13 protein-coding genes are annotated in these 16,292 nt (G+C 60.9%); 2 read left to right on the forward strand and 11 right to left on the reverse strand.

The genetic code is table 11. The features are described from left to right. Positions 1-128 precede the first annotated feature (128 nt). On the reverse strand, positions 129-3,365 hold the full coding sequence (locus C7378_RS08410; RefSeq protein ID WP_243648140.1) for a TonB-dependent receptor: 3,237 nt from the start codon (positions 3,363-3,365) through the stop codon (positions 129-131). Positions 3,366-3,560: 195 nt separating this feature from the next. Between C7378_RS08410 and C7378_RS08415 the strand changes: the two genes are divergently transcribed. Both C7378_RS08415 and C7378_RS08420 read left to right on the forward strand, forming a co-directional pair. Beyond that, positions 3,561-4,412, forward strand: a complete 852-nt coding sequence (locus tag C7378_RS08415; RefSeq protein ID WP_243648141.1) for an ABC transporter permease — start codon at positions 3,561-3,563, stop codon at positions 4,410-4,412. Continuing rightward, positions 4,412-4,879, forward strand: a complete 468-nt coding sequence (locus C7378_RS08420) for a metallophosphoesterase family protein (RefSeq protein ID WP_341539135.1) — start codon at positions 4,412-4,414, stop codon at positions 4,877-4,879. Before C7378_RS08415 ends, C7378_RS08420 begins: the two co-directional genes overlap by 1 nt. 7 nt (positions 4,880-4,886) lie before the next feature. On the opposite strand, the gene nikB is transcribed toward C7378_RS08420, so the two are convergent. From nikB to C7378_RS08470, 10 genes are all read right to left on the reverse strand, one after another. Beyond that, positions 4,887-5,819, reverse strand: a complete 933-nt coding sequence (nikB, locus tag C7378_RS08425) for a nickel ABC transporter permease (protein WP_243648142.1) — start codon at positions 5,817-5,819, stop codon at positions 4,887-4,889. Further along, positions 5,819-7,165 carry a hemolysin family protein gene (locus tag C7378_RS08430; protein WP_131994636.1) on the reverse strand — a complete coding sequence of 449 codons (1,347 nt, stop codon included), beginning with the start codon at positions 7,163-7,165 and terminating at the stop codon, positions 5,819-5,821. The genes nikB and C7378_RS08430 overlap by 1 nt, the downstream gene beginning before the upstream one ends. Positions 7,166-7,335: 170 nt before the next feature. Next, positions 7,336-8,628, reverse strand: coding sequence for a cation:proton antiporter (locus C7378_RS08435; protein WP_131994639.1), 1,293 nt, complete (start codon positions 8,626-8,628; stop codon positions 7,336-7,338). A gap of 343 nt (positions 8,629-8,971) precedes the next feature. Further along, positions 8,972-11,620 (reverse strand): ABC transporter permease, encoded by a 2,649-nt coding sequence (locus C7378_RS08440; protein ID WP_243648143.1) that lies wholly within the window; start codon positions 11,618-11,620, stop codon positions 8,972-8,974. A 39-nt stretch (positions 11,621-11,659) separates the two neighbouring features. Further along, positions 11,660-11,992 carry a PadR family transcriptional regulator gene (locus C7378_RS08445; RefSeq protein ID WP_131994642.1) on the reverse strand — a complete coding sequence of 111 codons (333 nt, stop codon included), beginning with the start codon at positions 11,990-11,992 and terminating at the stop codon, positions 11,660-11,662. A 131-nt stretch (positions 11,993-12,123) separates the two neighbouring features. Next, complete coding sequence (locus C7378_RS08450) at positions 12,124-12,591, reverse strand: iron chaperone (RefSeq protein ID WP_131994645.1); 468 nt, start codon at positions 12,589-12,591, stop codon at positions 12,124-12,126. 94 nt (positions 12,592-12,685) lie between these two features. Continuing rightward, on the reverse strand, positions 12,686-13,081 hold the full coding sequence (locus C7378_RS08455; RefSeq protein WP_131994648.1) for a (R)-mandelonitrile lyase: 396 nt from the start codon (positions 13,079-13,081) through the stop codon (positions 12,686-12,688). A gap of 82 nt (positions 13,082-13,163) precedes the next feature. Next, the gene (locus C7378_RS08460; RefSeq protein WP_131994651.1) at positions 13,164-14,159 is read right to left on the reverse strand and encodes an aldo/keto reductase; all 996 of its coding nucleotides are present in this window, start codon (positions 14,157-14,159) and stop codon (positions 13,164-13,166) included. Between the two features lie 54 nt (positions 14,160-14,213). Then, positions 14,214-15,227 (reverse strand): AraC family transcriptional regulator, encoded by a 1,014-nt coding sequence (locus tag C7378_RS08465; protein ID WP_131994654.1) that lies wholly within the window; start codon positions 15,225-15,227, stop codon positions 14,214-14,216. Between the two features lie 6 nt (positions 15,228-15,233). Beyond that, on the reverse strand, positions 15,234-16,292 hold the full coding sequence (locus C7378_RS08470) for an NAD(P)-dependent alcohol dehydrogenase (protein WP_131994657.1): 1,059 nt from the start codon (positions 16,290-16,292) through the stop codon (positions 15,234-15,236).

Consider the following 16,292-nt stretch of genomic DNA (forward strand, 5'->3'; position numbering starts at 1 on the left):
AGTGTCAACTCTACCCTCCACGCTTTGCAAGCGCCAAAGGGAGGAGTCCCCTGCAGTTTTCCGCCGCCCCTAACAAAAAAAGGCCCACGTCCCGCAAAGCAGGACATGGGCCCATCCATCTTTCCCGGTTAGAAGTTCAGCTTCGCCGAGAACTGCAGCTGACGCGGTCCGTAGAGCACGCTGCTCGTGGCAGTCGTCGTCTCAAACGGGGTTGAAGTATACGGAGCGATGCAGCCGTTGCTGTGCGCCGTGCTCGGGCAGCTCGCGCTCGTCGTCGACGGGTTCAGATACTGGAAGCCCGTCGTGCTCACCGCCAGCCGGTTCTGCTGGTTCAGCAGGTTAAAGGCCTCCGCCAATATCTCCAGGTGGATCTGGTCGTGCAGCGGGAAGCTGCGCGATGTCCTGAAGTCGATATTGTGCAGCCCCGGCCCCGGAAACGCATTGCGCGAAACCTGCGGCGCGCGGCCACCCGTCGGCGAGTTGAAGAGGCTCAGGTCCCCGTTCGTCACGCCGCCGTCCAGCTTGCCCGGCGAGTTCGCCATGAACGCCGTCACCGGAAAGCCAGTCTGCTCCGTCGCCGTTCCCGCAAACGTCCATCCGTTCGCCAGGTACCGCAGCTCCCGCTGCTGGATGAAGTTCACCTGTGGCGAATAAACCAGGCTCCCCACAAAGCGGTTGCGCATGTCCAGGTCTGAGCGGCCATACTCAGCCTTCAGGTTAAAGGGGTCCAGCGGCGTATCCGTACCGTTGAACGTGCCGTTCACGCCTGACACCTGCCCGCCGTCAATTGCCTTCGCCCACGTGTAGTTGAAGAGCACCTCCAGCCCATTCGCAAACGGCCTCTGCAGCGTCACCGCCATCGAGTTATACCAGGAGTTCACCACGCTGAAGCCCGTCAGCAGGCTTCCCGTATCCGGCGTCACGCGGTCCGTGTAGAACGGCACCGTCACCGTGCTCTGCGTCTGTCCCTGTCCGTTCACGATGTCGTAGGTGCGCGTCTGCGTCGCCCGTGCGAGGTTCGTGTCGATGAAGACCGGCAGCCGCATCGCGCGATTGCCGACCCATCCGATCGACAGGCTCATCTTGCCCGGCAGCTGCTGCTCCAGCGTCACGTCCGTCGAGTGCGAATAGGGATTCAGGAAGTGAGGATCGAGTCCGCGCGCCGACAGCACTCCAAGCGGCGGATTCGTGTTGATCACCTGCGTCGGCGCAGCCCCTGCAAACGCTGCTCCGACCGGCGGCCCCGGCGGCGTGAAGAACACATTCGGAAACGCCGGAGCGTAGCTCGGATACGTGCCCGCCACCGGCTGCCCGTTCGCGTCCGTCTTGAAGACGCCGACGCTCACGTTGTACTGCTGCTGAAATACGCCGTTCTCCGAGCGGATCGTGTAGTAGGTGCTGTTCGACGTCAACCCGTAGAACAGTCCATAGCCGCCCCGCAGCACCGTTCCCGGCATCACCTGCCATGAGAAGCCGACCCGCGGCTGCAGCTCGTGATAATCGATGTTGATGTCGCTCGTGTAGTAGTTCGCAATCGTGCTCGACACATTCGGGCGCGGGGGCTGCGGCACCAGCTGCACATCGTAGCGCAGCCCGGCGTTCACCAGGAACTTCGACGTCACCTTCCAGCTGTCCTCGGCAAACACGCCCAGGTCCTTGTTCCAGAAGTCGTCCTTGCCCTCATGCGTAATCGGATCGTTCACCTGCGTAAAGCCGTTGTAGTGCTGCCCGCCTCCCAACTGATAGATGTCCTGCACCCAGTTTGAGAAGTTCGTCTGCGCCGAGCCCTGGAAGTAGCTGTAGCTTCCATCGCCCTGGAAGAGGTTGATCAGCAGTTCGTGGATAAAGTTCAGGTCCACGCCCACCTTGATCGTGTGCCGCGCCCGCGTCGTTGAGTAGATGTCCCCTACCTCCCAGCGATGCTCATCCGGGAACGCCGCCCGTGGCAGCGCGCTCGTCTCTCCATATCCGGCCAGCCCTGAGATCGACACCGCCGGTCCCGGCGAGTTCGTCGTCGCCGTCTCCAGATCGCGCGACCACTGGAAGAGCGCCTGGTTGATCGACCGGTTGGAGATCACCGTGTTCCAGTTCACAATCGCGATCCGCTCGTGAAAGTTCGCCGTACCGTTCTGGCTCGGCGAGCTGTTCACCGCCGTCGCCGAGGAGTTGTACCCGTTCGGCTCGTGGAAGTTCTGCCAGTTGAAGTCCGCGCTGATGTGGTTCGCCGGGTTCAGCTGGTAGTCCAGCTTCGGAAAGAAAATATCCTGCTTCAGCAGCCGCGGATAAGCCCCGAACAGGCTCTCCAGGTAGCTCTTCGCATCCGCGCACTGCGTCCCGCTCACATTCGCCGGGCACGTCAGGTCCGCAATCGGAGTCTTGCTCGTCGTCGTGTAGAGAATCGGATTCACCTTCCGGAATCCGTCATAGGTGAAGAAGTAGAAGAGCTTGTCCTTGATGATCGGTCCGCCCACGCTGCCCCCGAACTGCTGCTGCTGGTGCACCGTCTGCGTAAAGATTCCCTGCGTCTTCCCCACCGGATCCAGCGCATTCAGCGAGGGATACCGCAGGTAGTAGAAGAGGTCGCCGTGCGTGATGTTCGTTCCCGAGCGCGTCACTGCATTGATCTGTCCGCCCGCCGCCTGTCCGAACTCCGCGCTGTACGCCGAGGCCTCCGACTGGAACTCGCTGATCGAGTCCAGGCTGTACACATAGGGAGCGCCGATCGACCGGCCCCGCGCCTCTGAGAAGAACGCCTGGTTGTTGTTCGCCCCGTCGATCAGGTTCGTGTTGTAGATGCCCGACACACCGCGATACGAGATCAGTCCCGTATTCCCGTCCGGCGCCACGTTCGGCGTCAGCAGCACAAAGTTGTCATACCGCCGCCCGTTCGAGGGCAGGTTCCGCACCAGCTTCTCGCCCACATCCTGCGACGCTTCCGTCTTCTCCGTGTCGATAATCGGAGTTTCGCTCGTCACCGTCACGCTTGACTGCACTGACTCGAGCGGCATCGCCAGGCTGATTCCCAGGTTCTGCCCGACCATCAGCAGCAGGTTCTTGCGGTCTACTTCCGCAAATCCCGACTTGCTCGCAATCACCTCGTAGTGTCCCGGCTGCAGAAAGTCCGCGCGGTAGTCGCCCGCCTCGGTCGTCGTCACCGTGCGGGCAATCCCCGTATCGGTATCCACGATGCGCAGGCTCACTCCCGGCAGCGCCGCATTGCTTGCATCGGTAATCGTGCCACTGATGGTGCCGTAGCCCGCCGTCTGCGCGCTCAGCGGAGCGGCCGCTGCTACCAGCGCCCCCACCATAGCGGTAGTACGAACGGCCTTGAGAGACTGCCTCCAAAATCGACTGCTAATAGACATCGGTTCTTTCCTCAGGGTATGAAGACTCTTATCCCGCGCAGGTTAGAGAGAACTCCAAACCTGATTTTGGGAAAAATTGTGACCAGAATATTTACAAGATGACGTGCAAATGACGCAAAGTCAAGATGCAAAACCGCTCCCGATCGTGAATCTCCTGTAAAAATCCACGCCGTTTACAATCTCTCTAATAAAAAATTGACTGCCGACTCCATCACGAACACCGCTCGCCGTCAGCCCCTCGCCATCCTCGGCCTCGCCCTGCTGGCGCTCTTCTTCGTGCTCGCGGTCTTCGCGCCTCTGCTTGCGCCGGACAATCCCGCCGCCATTGACCTCACCCACCGCCTCGCCGCCCCCAGCGCCGCGCACTGGTTCGGCACCGACGAGCTCGGCCGCGATATCCTCTCGCGCATCATCTTCGGAGCGCGCCTCTCGCTCACCGTCGCCGTCTCCGTCGTCGGCCTTTCGCTCTCCCTCGGCCTCATCCTGGGCGGCCTGGCAGGCTTTTACGGCGGTGTCATCGATACCCTGCTCAACATCTTTCTCATGAATGCCTTCCTCGCTCTCCCCGGCATCCTGCTCGCCATCGCCTTCGTGGCCTTTCTGGGGCCCGGCCTCGTCAACCTCGTTCTCGCTCTTTCCATCGGCGGATGGGTCGGCTACGCCCGCCTCGTCCGCGGCCAGGTCCTCGCCGTCCGCGAGCGGGAGTTTGTGGAGGCCGCACGCGCTCTCGGCGCCAGTGACCTGCGCATCTTTCTCCGCCACATCCTGCCCAATATCCTGCAGCCTGTCATCGTGCAGGCCGCCATCGGCATGGCCGGAGCGGTCCTCGCCGAAGCCACCCTCAGCTTTCTCGGTCTCGGCGTCCCGCCGCCCACCGCCAGCTGGGGCTCCATGCTCAACGACGCCCGCTCGCATCTTTTCGACTCGCCGCACATGGTCGTCTTCCCCGCCATCGCCGTCATGCTCTGCGTGCTGTCCTTCAACTTCCTCGGCGACGCGCTCCGCGACTACCTCGACCCCCGCACCCGCATGAGCATAGGCCTCTAGTGCCCGGACCATCCCTGCGCGTCGGCGTCATCTCCGACACCCACGGCCTGCTCCGTCCCGAGGCGCTCGCCGCCCTCGCCGGCGTCGCCCACATCCTCCATGCCGGAGACGTAGGCGATCCCGCCATCCTCGACACCCTGCGCACCCTCGCACCCGTCACCGCCATCCGCGGCAACATCGACCGCAGCGGTCCCTGCGCCGCGCTTCCCGCAACGGAATTGGTTACCTTGAACGGAGTCAGCCTCTACATGCTGCACGACGTGAACGATCTCGACCTCGACCCCGCCGCCGCCGGTGCCCGCGTCGTCATCAGCGGCCACTCCCACCAGCCCGCCCGCTACGAGCGCAGGGGCGTCCTCTACTTCAACCCAGGCAGCGCCGGCCCGCGCCGCTTCTCGCTCCCTGTCTCCCTCGGCTTTTTACATTTAGGCGCAGAGATCCACGCAGAGATACGCGAACTAAGCTAGCCCACCCTCACCCGCGAATCCGCGGGTTGATCACCAGGTACAGCACATCGGTCGCCAGGTTCACCAGCACATACGTCATCCCCACCGCCAGGATGCATCCCTGCACCAGCGCATAGTCCCGGTTTGAGATCGCCGACACTGTCAGCCTCCCGATCCCCGGCCAGCTGAAGATCGTCTCCGTCACAATCGCCCCCGCCAGCAGCGCGCCAAACTGCAGCCCCACCAGCGTCACCACCGGAATCATCGCGTTCCGCAGCGCATGCCGGTACACCACCGTCCGCTCCGGCAGCCCCTTCGCCCGCGCCGTCCGGATGTAGTCCTGACCCAGCTCTTCCAGCATCGCCGTGCGCACCATCCGCGTCAGGATCGCCGCCAGCGCCCCGCCCATCGTGATCGCCGGCAGGATCAGGTGCTCCAACCCGCCCGCGCCGCTCACCGGCAGCCACCCCAGCTTGATTGACACCAGCAGGATCAGGATCGGCCCCAGCGCAAAGCCCGGAAACGACAGCCCCAGCAGGCTCACCACTCCCACCACCTGGTCGCGCCACCGGTTGCGGTGCAGCGCCCCCACAATCCCCGCCGGAACCGCCAGCAGCAGCGCAATCACCAGCGCCGCCAACGTCAGCTCCACCGTGTAGGGATACCGCGTCAGCACCAGGTGCGTCACCGAGTCGTTCAGTCGCAGCGAGTGCCCGAGATCGCCATGCAGCACCCCGCGCCAGTAGCGTACATACTGTTCGCCCAGCGGCCGGTCCAGCCCGTACGCATGCCGCAGCGCCGCCAGGTCGCTCGCCCGAGCTCCTTCTCCCAGCATCTGCGCCACCGGATCGCCCGGCACCATGTGGATCAGCAGAAACACCACCGACACCACCAGCCACAGCACCGGAATCGTATAAACCACTCGCAGCAGCAGCGCCTTCAACACGCGGTTCATCGCCATCAGCCGGGGTTCTCCGCCAGCTTTTCGATCTGCACCTTGCTGATGCGCAGCCCGCTCATCTCCATCACCGTCAGCCTTCGCCCGTTCACTTCCACTGACTCGCCGCCTTTTGGAATCCGCCCCAGCTTCGCCAGCAGAAAACCCGCCAGCGTCTCCGCTCCGCCCTCGCGCGGCAGGTGCCAGTGCATCTGCGTTTCTATGTCGCGCAGGTTCACGCTGCCGTCCAGCAGCAGCGCGCCCGTCGCCGAGGTCAGCACCGCCGGAGCCACGTCAAACTCGTCTTCCAGCTCGCCTATCAGCTGCTCGATCGCATCCTCCACCGTCGCCAGCCCCACCGTTGAGCCGAACTCGTCCACCACGATCGCCAGGTGCCGCCGCCTCTGTTGAAACTCCTGCAGCAGGTCCAGCACCAGCTTCGTCTCCGGCACCACCAGCACCTCGCGCATCACCTGCCGCAGCCGCAGCTCCGTAAACGGCGCGTCCGCAAACCGCGTCCGCACGGAGTTCCTGAAGTGCATCAGCCGCGAAATATCTTTGGAGTAGATGATCCCGACAATCGCCTCCGGCCCGCGCGACGGGTCGTACACCGGGATACGCGAGTGCTGATCCTCCACAATCTTCGCGCTCGCCGCTTCGATCAGCATATCCGCCGGCAGCGAGAAGATCTGCTGCCGCGGCGTCATGATCTCTCTTACTGAAACCTCGCCCGCCTCCACCGTCCGATGGATCAGCGCCTCCTGGAACTCCGGCAGCACCCCCGTCCGCCGCGCCGCCGTCGCAATCAGCTTCAGCTCTTCCGGCGAATGCACTGACCCTTCATGCGCCATCGGCGCGCTGAAGAGCCGCAGCACCAGCGCCGCCGACCGGTTCATCGCCCGCACCGCCGGCCGCGTCATCTGGATAAACGCATCCATCGGCCCGGCCACCGCCACCGCCACCTGGTCGGTCTTCCGCAGCGCCAGCGACTTCGGCACCAGCTCGCCCAGCAGCACATGCAGATAGGTGATCAGCGCAAACGCCAGCGGCGCTGCGATCAGGTGCGCGTAGACATGAGCATTCGGCAGCCCCGCCAGCCACGCCTCGAATACCGCCGCGATCGTCGGCTCTCCGACCCACCCCAGAGCCAGGCTGGCCAGCGTCACGCCAAACTGCACCGCCGGCAGAAAGTCGTCAAGGTTCGCCTGCAGCCGCTTGACCGACAGCGCCCCAGGCCACCCCTGCGCGACCAGCTGCTCGATGCGCGTCTGCCTCACGCTGACAATCGCAAACTCCGCCGCGACAAAGAAGCCGTTGGCCAGAATCAGGAAAGCAACCGACACCGCGCGAAATAGCAGCAGACGAAACATTTTCCCCTGAGTCTATCAGCGCTGCCACTCCACCCATCCGCAACCCGGACCCTGCGCCCCGGAAAACAGGCAGTCCATCCACCTGACTGCACTCTGCGAACAACCCGGAAGAGGAGCAGCGCTCTGCCCCATGACCTGCGAATCGGAAGGGCTGAATCTGGCCGCAGTTGTTATGCTACCGACGGATTCTCCGGCGACATTTCCCTGGATTCACCCGCAGCCTTCGGGGCAAGGAGCGGCCATCCTTTGCGCAGCACATAATCCAACCAAGTGCCTGCGACCTGCGACGTCAAGACGGCTGCCACCACAAGCGTCGTATAAAACTTTGAGCTGATGATGCCGGCATCGAAAGCCACACTGGCCAGCACGATACCGGGGCCTCCGCGCGCGTTTGTGGTTATGGCAAGGTTGATCAAGTCCAGGCCGCGAAATCCCGCAAAGCGACCGGCAAGGGACACGGAGAGAACCTTGATGATGCAGGTCCCGGCAATGAACACAATCATCATCTCCAGCGATACGCCGCGGATGAGGTCCAGCTTCAAACCGACAATGGCAAAGTAAATAGGAATAAAGAAAGCGAAGGAAACCTTCCCGATCGCATCGAGAGATTCGGAAAAGAGTTTGCGTTTCTTATGCACCACGGCGAAGCCGGCAAGGAAAGCTGCGAAAACCAGACTGATATCGAGCGCCCCGGCAGCCACGCAATAGGCGAGCAGCACAGCCATTGCGTAACCGGTGGGAGAATGCCTGGCCAGAACATTGAAGCGTGATTTGTTGATGCGCTTGATAAGCCTCGGAACAATCGTCAGGCCCAGGATAAAGAAGGCCACAGTCAACAGGAGATGAATAGTCATCGCCCGCGGATGCAGAAGCCCTTTTCCCGCGCTAGCTGTGGCAATCGCAAGAGCGAGCCACAATACGATGTCCTCCAGCACCGCAACTCCAAGAACCAGCCGCGCAAAGCGCGTGTGAAGAATTTTGAGATCGGCAAAAATTTTAGAGACAACCGGAACGGAAGTTACCGCTACGCCGACCGCAAGGATAATCGTCAGCGCGATGCGGTTGCCATTGGGCCCCGCAAGCGAAGGGCGAATGAGCCACGGCGCGAAAAGCAATCCCAGACCAAACGGTAGACCCGTGCCGACGATAGTGAGCCACGCAACCTCACGGCGCTCCTCGCGGCTAAAGAGTTGCTGCGTCTCCGCTCCCGCGAGAAACATAAGCAGGAGTAGCCCCAGCCAATAGACGAAATCGAGAATATTCCCCTGGTGTTTCGCACTCTCAACGAAGTGCGCGAAAAATGGAAACCGCCCAAGCAGCGAGTTGCCCAGAACAACCCCGGCCAATATTTCTCCAACCACCTTGGGCTGTCGCAGCTTGACGAAGAGCCAACCAAGCGCTTGAGAAAAGCCAACCAGAAGCAGGAGCAGTAAGAGGACCTGGGACAATTCAGAATTCGTCATAGTTTACGTTCTCGCGCGTTAGATGCTGTTCTCCTCGATTTCGTACTCAGAGACTCTCAGGAATTGATTCAAAGGTGTTCAGGTTACCGATCCTCGGCTGACCTTCCGAATCAATCTTCAGCCCGGGTATGGGCGCCAAACCGACGATCATCAGATGCCTGTCGCAAACCCGCCGCGACAGAAATGCCATTAGCCAGAATCAGGAAAGCAACCGATACAGATCGCCATAGCAGCAGACGAAACATTTTCGCCATGAGTCTATCAGCGCCGCCACTCCACCCATTCGCAATCCGGACCGTGGCCGCCATCAACCACCCCGCACCCAAACCAAGTGTTTCTCAAATCATTCAGCACGCAACGTCTCTATTGGATCGACCTTTGAGGCGCGCGTGGCAGGCAACCACACGGCAAGCAAAGCCACGGATGAGAGGATCAGTGGGGCAGATACGAACGCAGCCGGATCCCAGGAATGAACACCAAACAGAAACCCGGCGATGAGATGGGCGAGACCAAACGCCATGCCAATGCCGAGGGCCACACCGGCCATGGCAAGCCTCATTCCCTGCCAAACCACCAGCTTGCGAATCGCCCCACGATCGGCGCCAAGGGCCATGCGGATGCCTATCTCTTGAGTGCGCTGCGCAACGGAATACGCCATGATGCCATATATTCCGATTGAAGCCAGAAACAGCGCGACTGCGCCGAAAATAGCGAACAGCAATGTGGTGAAGCTCTCTCGGGATGTCGAGCGGCCCATTACTTCGTCCATAGTTCGGACATGCACGACAGGAAACCCTCCACTGGCAATGCGCAGTTGCTCGCTGACCCCAGCAATAAGCTGGTGGGGATCGCTCCGAGTACGTACTACCCAGATAAGAGGCTGGAAATCGGTGTAGGATTCCGTGTAGCCATTCGTTACCTGTGCCAGCGGAACAATCACCATTGGTTCAGGATGGCGGCCAAGGCCGTTATTATGGGTGTCGCCCACCACGCCTACAATTTCCCTGGGATCTTCTGCCAACTCCGGTCCCATGTTCTTACCGATGATGATCTGTTTGCCCAGCGGATTTTCGTTCGGAAAGTACTGGTTCGCCAGGGCCTGGTTGATGAGGACCACTAATGGTGAACCGGCAACATCGTGATCGTTAACGTCGCGACCACGCAAGAGTGGAATCCTGAAGACGCTGAGGTAGCCCGGCGACGTGCTCATCCACCGGCTCCCACCGTGTTCCAGCGGTCGCCCAATCACTTGAAATGGCAGCCCATCAATTACCTGGATGGGCAGCCAGAAGGCAGCTGCAGAACTTTCGACTCCGGCGACGGCGCGCAGCAGTTGATTGCCCTCCCGCGCAAGCTGAGCCACGCCCGCAGTCTTTTGAAAGCGCTCCCCGTTCAACGACATCTCCAACGTGAGAACGTTATGAGAGTCGAAGCCAGGATTGACGCCGCTCAGGGCAAAAGATGTGCGGATCAGAAGCGCGGAGCCAACCAGCATCACCAGTGCCAGCGAGACTTCGCTGATGACAAGCAGGGAGCGGGTCTTGCTTTGCCTAAAACCAGTACCGGAACGCTTGCCGGCTTCCTTCAGGCTTGAGTTAAGGTCGCTGCATGAGGTGCTGAGCGCTGGGAAAAGCCCAAAGAGAATGCCCGTAACAAGAGAAACGGCCAGGGTGAAGCCGAGCACACGCCAATCGATTACGACGGCGGTGCCGTTTTCACCGATCCGCGGCAGACCCGCCGGGCTGATGGCGAGCAGCGCACGCACTCCAATGAAGCCAAGAACAAGGCCGGAAACCCCTCCAGCGGCAGAGAGAATAACACTTTCAGTGAGCAACTGGCGGACAATACGCCAGCGACCCGCCCCGAGAGCGGAACGGATCGCAAATTCTCGCCTGCGCGCCGTTGCACGCACCAGCAGCAGGTTAGCGACATTGGCGCAGGAGATTAGCAGCACGAGGCTGACTGCACCCCACAAAATCCGAAGCGATCTGCCCGCGTCCCCGATAATGCTGTCGCGCAGCGGCTCAACGGCAAAGCTTTGTCGGGAATCTTCTTCGTGGCGGACCCGATGGAATTGGGTGGCCGCAAGTTTCATGTGCGCATTGGCCTGCGCCAGCGTGATGCCGGGTTTCAGCAGTCCGGCGACCTGAAAAAAGGGGTTCTCGTCTGTGTCGGCGTGTTCCAGTTGAAACGGAATCCATACCTCTGCTTCGGGGTCAGAAGCGAATTTCTTTCCGAGCACTCCGATGACTGTGTAGGGGTCTTTACCCAACCAGAGCTGCTTTCCGATAGCCTTCTGACTGCCGCCGAATTTACGTTGCCACAGGTCATAACTCAAGACGACAACCTTGCCGCCATGGGGCGAATCTTCCTTCGGCGTGAAGGTCCGCCCAAGAATGACAGGAGCGCCAAAGAGGCGAAAATAGCCTTCCGTAGCGTGAATGCCATGGACCTGTTCCGGCCGGTCGCCAGCCAGGTCCTCTGAAATATTAAAGCCTGGACCAGTCCTGTCATAAGCAACGACTTCTTGAAAGATGCTGGTCTGCTGTTGCCAGTTATGAAATTCCGGGATGGAGGTATTTGTATTGCTGCCGTGGGGTGAAATGAGCAGAAGCTGTACGATGCGATCGGCGTTGGGGTAGGCGAGTGGCTTGAGCACTACCGCATCGACGATACTGAAGATCGCCGTGTTGGCACCGATGCCTAATGCTAGAGTAGCAACGACGGCAAGCGTGAAAGCGGGGGAATACCACAACTGGCGCCAGCCGAAACGCGCATCCTGCCAAAGGATTTCTAATTTTGTGCCGGCGCGCTGATCGCGCACTGCCTGCTTCACCTGCGTAATTCCGCCGAATTCTGCTAGCGACGTGCGGCGAGCCTCAGACTTGGACATGCCGGCGGCGATCCGTTCGTCCGTCATCATGTCCACATAGGCGCGAATCTCATCGTCAAGCTGGCTCTCAATCTGCTGCTTCCGGAAAAAGTTTCGCAAGATACTCCAGGCGCGGGAGCAGAATCCCATGTTTCCCTCCTACGTGGCCCTCAATGCTTTTGTCATTGCGACGGCAATCCTCATCCATTGTTCCTTCTCCACTTCCAGCTGGCCTTTTCCAGCCTTAGTGAGTTGGTAAAACTTCGCGCGACGACTATTCTCTGATTCGCCCCAGAAGGAACTGAGCCAACCTGCTTCTTCCATGCGATGAAGTGCTGGAAATAAGGAGCCGGGCTTGACGAGAAACGTTCCTTGCGTGATTTGCTCAATACGGCGCGAGATCCCTAGACCGTGAAGTTCCCCCGGACCAAGCGCCTTCAGAACGAGAAGATCGAGGGTGCCCTGTAACAGATTCGTTTGTTTAGGTCTCATTTGCTCATTCCTATCGAGCAGCTATATGAGCATGACTTCCTTCCTATAGAATGTCAACAGGAAGCTGGTTTAAATCATACGTCAGCCGCCCAAGCTGTTCCCACAGAAGCCTCCCCACGAACCACCCGCTGTCAGCTGACAGCCCTCTTCACCAGCGCCGCGATCTTCGCCTCGTCCGCCGCAGTCAGCTCCTTCAGCGCAAACGCTGACGGCCACATGGTTCCTTCATCGAGTCTGGCCTTATCGCTAAAGCCGAGCGTCGCATATCTCGCCTTGAACTTGTGCGAACTCTGGAAGAAGCAGATAACATCGCCGTCCTTCGCATAAGCGGGCATCCCGTACCACGTCCTCGGCGCAAGCCCCGGCGCACTGGCTTTGACGATTGCGTGGATTCGCTCCGCCATGGCGCGATCCGCCGCCGGCATCTCGGCAATCTTCGCCAGCACGTCTTGTTCGCCGTCCATCTTCTGCGCGCGGCCGCCGCGGCGCTCTTCTGACTTCAGCTCTTCGACCCGCTCCTTCATCGCGGCGCGTTCCTCTTCGGTGAATCCCTTGCGGGACGCGGTCGCAGACTTCGACGCAACTTTCTTCGGTTCCATACAGCCTCCTCGTGGCAAGCCCGATGCTACCCCAGGCCGGCAGCACCCCAGTCTAATCGCATCGCGGCAAGCCTCGCCAGGAGCCGTTCTCCACTCACCACCGATACTGCTCGTCGCTCACCTGCTCCAGCCACTCGACGGCCTTGCCATCCAGCTTTTCTGCAATCGCAATATGCGTCATGCCCGTCGTCGGCGTCGCCCCATGCCAGTGCTTCTCGCCAGCTTCGAACCAGACAATATCGCCCGGCTGAATCTCCTCCACCGCGCCTCCCTCACGCTGCGCCCATCCGCAACCCGCCGTCACAATCAGCGTCTGCCCCAGCGGATGCGTGTGCCATGCCGTCCGCGCCCCCGGCTCAAAGGTGACCACTGCGCCACCCACCCGCGCGGGAGCCGTTCCCTGAAACGGCTGATCGATCCGTACCGCGCCCGTAAACCACTCTGCAGGTCCTATGCTTGAAGGCTGTGAACCGCTGCGTTTGATCTCCATACTCTTTTCTCCCTTAAACAAGTGAACACGGTGAAAGCAGATTCGAAGGACGCCCCACTCGCAGGCGCCCTTCGCCTCGTCGTTAGCGGCCGACCATCTTCTGGATCTCGGCAGGATAGCGCCCGCCCTCGATCTTGATCTTCGCCGCAGCCTCGTCGATCTCGCGCAGGTCGCTCGCCGTCAGTTCCACATCCACTGCAGCGGCATTCTCTTCCATGCGGTGCAACTTCGTCGTGCCCGGAATCGGAACGATCCACGGCTTCTGCGCAAGCAGCCACGCCAGCGCAATCTGCGCGGGGGTCGCGTTCTTCGCCTTCGCAATGCGCACCAGCAGATCGACGATCCCCTGGTTCGCCTTCATCGCCTCCGGCGTAAATCGCGGCAGTATCTTGCGGAAGTCGCTGCTCTCAAGTTCGGTGCTCTCATTCACTTTGCCCGTCAGATATCCCTTGCCCAGCGGGCTGTACGGCACAAGCCCGATGCCCAGTTCCTCAAGCGTCGGAATCACTTCACGCTCCGGCTCCCGCCACCACAGCGAGTACTCGCTCTGCAGCGCCGTCACCGGCTGCACCGCGTGTGCACGGCGAATCGTCTCCACTCCCGCCTCCGACAAGCCGAAGTGCTTCACCTTGCCTTCCGCAATCAACTGCTTCACCGCGCCCGCCACCTCTTCAATCGGCACCTCCGGGTCTACGCGATGCTGATAGAGCAGATCGATCGTGTCGGTCTTCAGCCGCTTCAGTGAGGCCTCCGCCACTTCCCTGATGTGCTCCGGCCTGCTGTCCAGGCCAATGAATCCCGGCTCGCCATTCGGCTTCAGCTTAAATCCGAACTTGGTTGCGATCACCACCTGCTCCCGCACCGGCGACAGCGCCTCGCCCACCAGCTCCTCGTTCGTGAACGGCCCATACACCTCCGCCGTGTCAAAGAACGTGATGCCGCGTTCCACCGCCGCGCGCAGCACTGCAATCATCTCCTGCTTGTCTCCGGGCTTGCCATAGCCAAAGCTCATGCCCATTGCGCCGAAGCCGAGTGCCGACACCTCAAGATTGCTCTTTCCCAGTTTCCGCTTTTGCATTTTTTCTCCTTCTGCAGCCTGGTTATTGACCAGGTGACCGTGATGGTTTTTGCATTACGTAATTGCCGTTGCACGATGCGCTTCGCGCCAGTGTCCCGGCGGCACGCCTTCCCATCCGCGAAAAGCGCGAGCAAAGGAATTAGCGTCCTCATAGCCCAGCAGATAAGCAGCTTCATTCAGCTCCAGCACCGAGTTTTTCAGGTAGTACCGCGCCATCTGGTGCCGCGCTTCATCCAGAATCCGTTGAAAGCCCGAGCCCGCATTCTGCAGCTTCCGCTGAAAGGTGCGCGAGCTCATGTGCAGGTCGCGCGCAATGTCTCCCATCGTCGGACGACGTCCCGTCAGCCTCTGCTGGATCGCGCCCCGCACCAGCTCGAGGAAGCTGTCCTCCTCTTCCTTTGCGTGCTGCTTCAGCTGCTCTTCAAACTGCGGCGCCAGCATATCCAGCAGCTCTGCATTCCGCGTCACAAACGGGCTCGCAGCATCGCTCGCGCGAAACACCATGGCGTTGTGCCGAGCGCCGCAGATCACCTCACAGCCGAAATATCTCTCCAGCGCTTTAACGTGAGCGCGCGGCTGCACCAGCTCCACTCTCATCGGTGAAAGGCGCGTCCCGCTTCCGTGGCGTGCAATCGTCAGCACCCACGCGAAACAGTGTTCAATCAGCACCTGCGGCTCCACATCCACCGCCAGCAACCACCGGAATCGAATGCTCCACTCCCCGTTGTCCACCTCGTGCAGGATCTCTTCCGGAGCGCTCAACTTCTTGTAGCGCGCCATATGCTGGATCGCCGCGCCGAAGTTCTCCGTTGAGAGCGCCGCGATACCCATCGGAGGAAAGCGCTCCGTCCTCGTCTCCGTGGCCAGTCGCAGGCCGATGGCGGGGTCTTTGCTCACCTCGCCGATGGCGCGCCACAGGGCAAACAGCTCCTCCGTGCTCAACAGGATGCGCGTCTGCTCAAACAGATCCTGCGGAAGCCCGGCTCTGCGCAGCACTGCAGAGACCGGCGCTCCCGCTTCTTCCAGCCTGGTGCGAAGACTCTTATGAACCCGAAAGTGTTTGACCATTTTTTCTTACTCTGCTTTGAGAGAAGCCATGTCGATTGAGAAGCGATACTTCACATCGGCCTTCAGCAGTCGCGCGTAGGCTTCGTTGATCTGCTGCATCGCGATCACTTCCACATCCGCGGCAATATTATGCGCTCCGCAGAAGTCCAGCATCTCCTGCGTTTCTGCGATACCGCCGATCGGCGAACCAGACACGCTGCGCCGGCCCATGAGCAGCCCAAAGGAGCTCAGGCTGAGCGGCTTTTCCGGTGCGCCCACCAGCGTCATGTTGCCGTCGCGCGCCAGCAGTTGGATATACGCGTTGATGTCGTGATCTGCCGAGACCGCGTCGAGGATAAAGTCGAAGCTGCCCACATGCTTTTTCATCTCATTTGCATCGCGCGACAGCACCACTTCGTCGGCGCCCAGGCGCAGCGCGTCTTCCACCTTGCTCGGCGACGTCGTAAACACCACCGTGTGCGCGCCCAGCGCATGCGCGAACTTCACGCCCATGTGGCCCAGCCCGCCTAGCCCCACAATGCCCGCCTTCTTGCCCTTCGTCACACCCCAGTGGCGCAGCGGCGAATACGTCGTAATGCCCGCGCACAGCAGCGGCGCTGCTGCCGCCAGGCTGAGGTTGGCCGGGATGCTCACAACAAACCGTTCGTCCACCACAATGCTCTCTGAGTAGCCGCCATACGTCACCCCGCCCAGGTGCTTGTCAGCCGAGCCGTAGGTGAGCACCTGGTTCGCGCAGAACTGTTCCAGCCCCGCCCTGCACGAGGGGCAGCTCCCGTCTGAGTCCACCATGCAGCCCACGCCCGCCAGGTCGCCCACTTTCAACTTCATCACTGCCGAGCCCACCTTGGTCACACGCCCCACAATCTCGTGGCCCGGCACGCACGGATAAACCGCAGGCATCACATCGCTCCACTCATTGCGCGAGTAGTGGAGATCCGAATGGCAGACACCGCAGAACAGGATCTCGATCTGCACATCGTTTTCACTTGGATCGCGCCGCGCGATCACGGTTGAGGCTAGCGGCGATGTCGCACTGATAGCGGAGTAGGCTTTAGCGTTGAACAT

Origin of the sequence: Acidipila rosea, from assembly GCF_004339725.1 — a bacterium.
Lineage (GTDB): Bacteria > Acidobacteriota > Terriglobia > Terriglobales > Acidobacteriaceae > Acidipila > Acidipila rosea.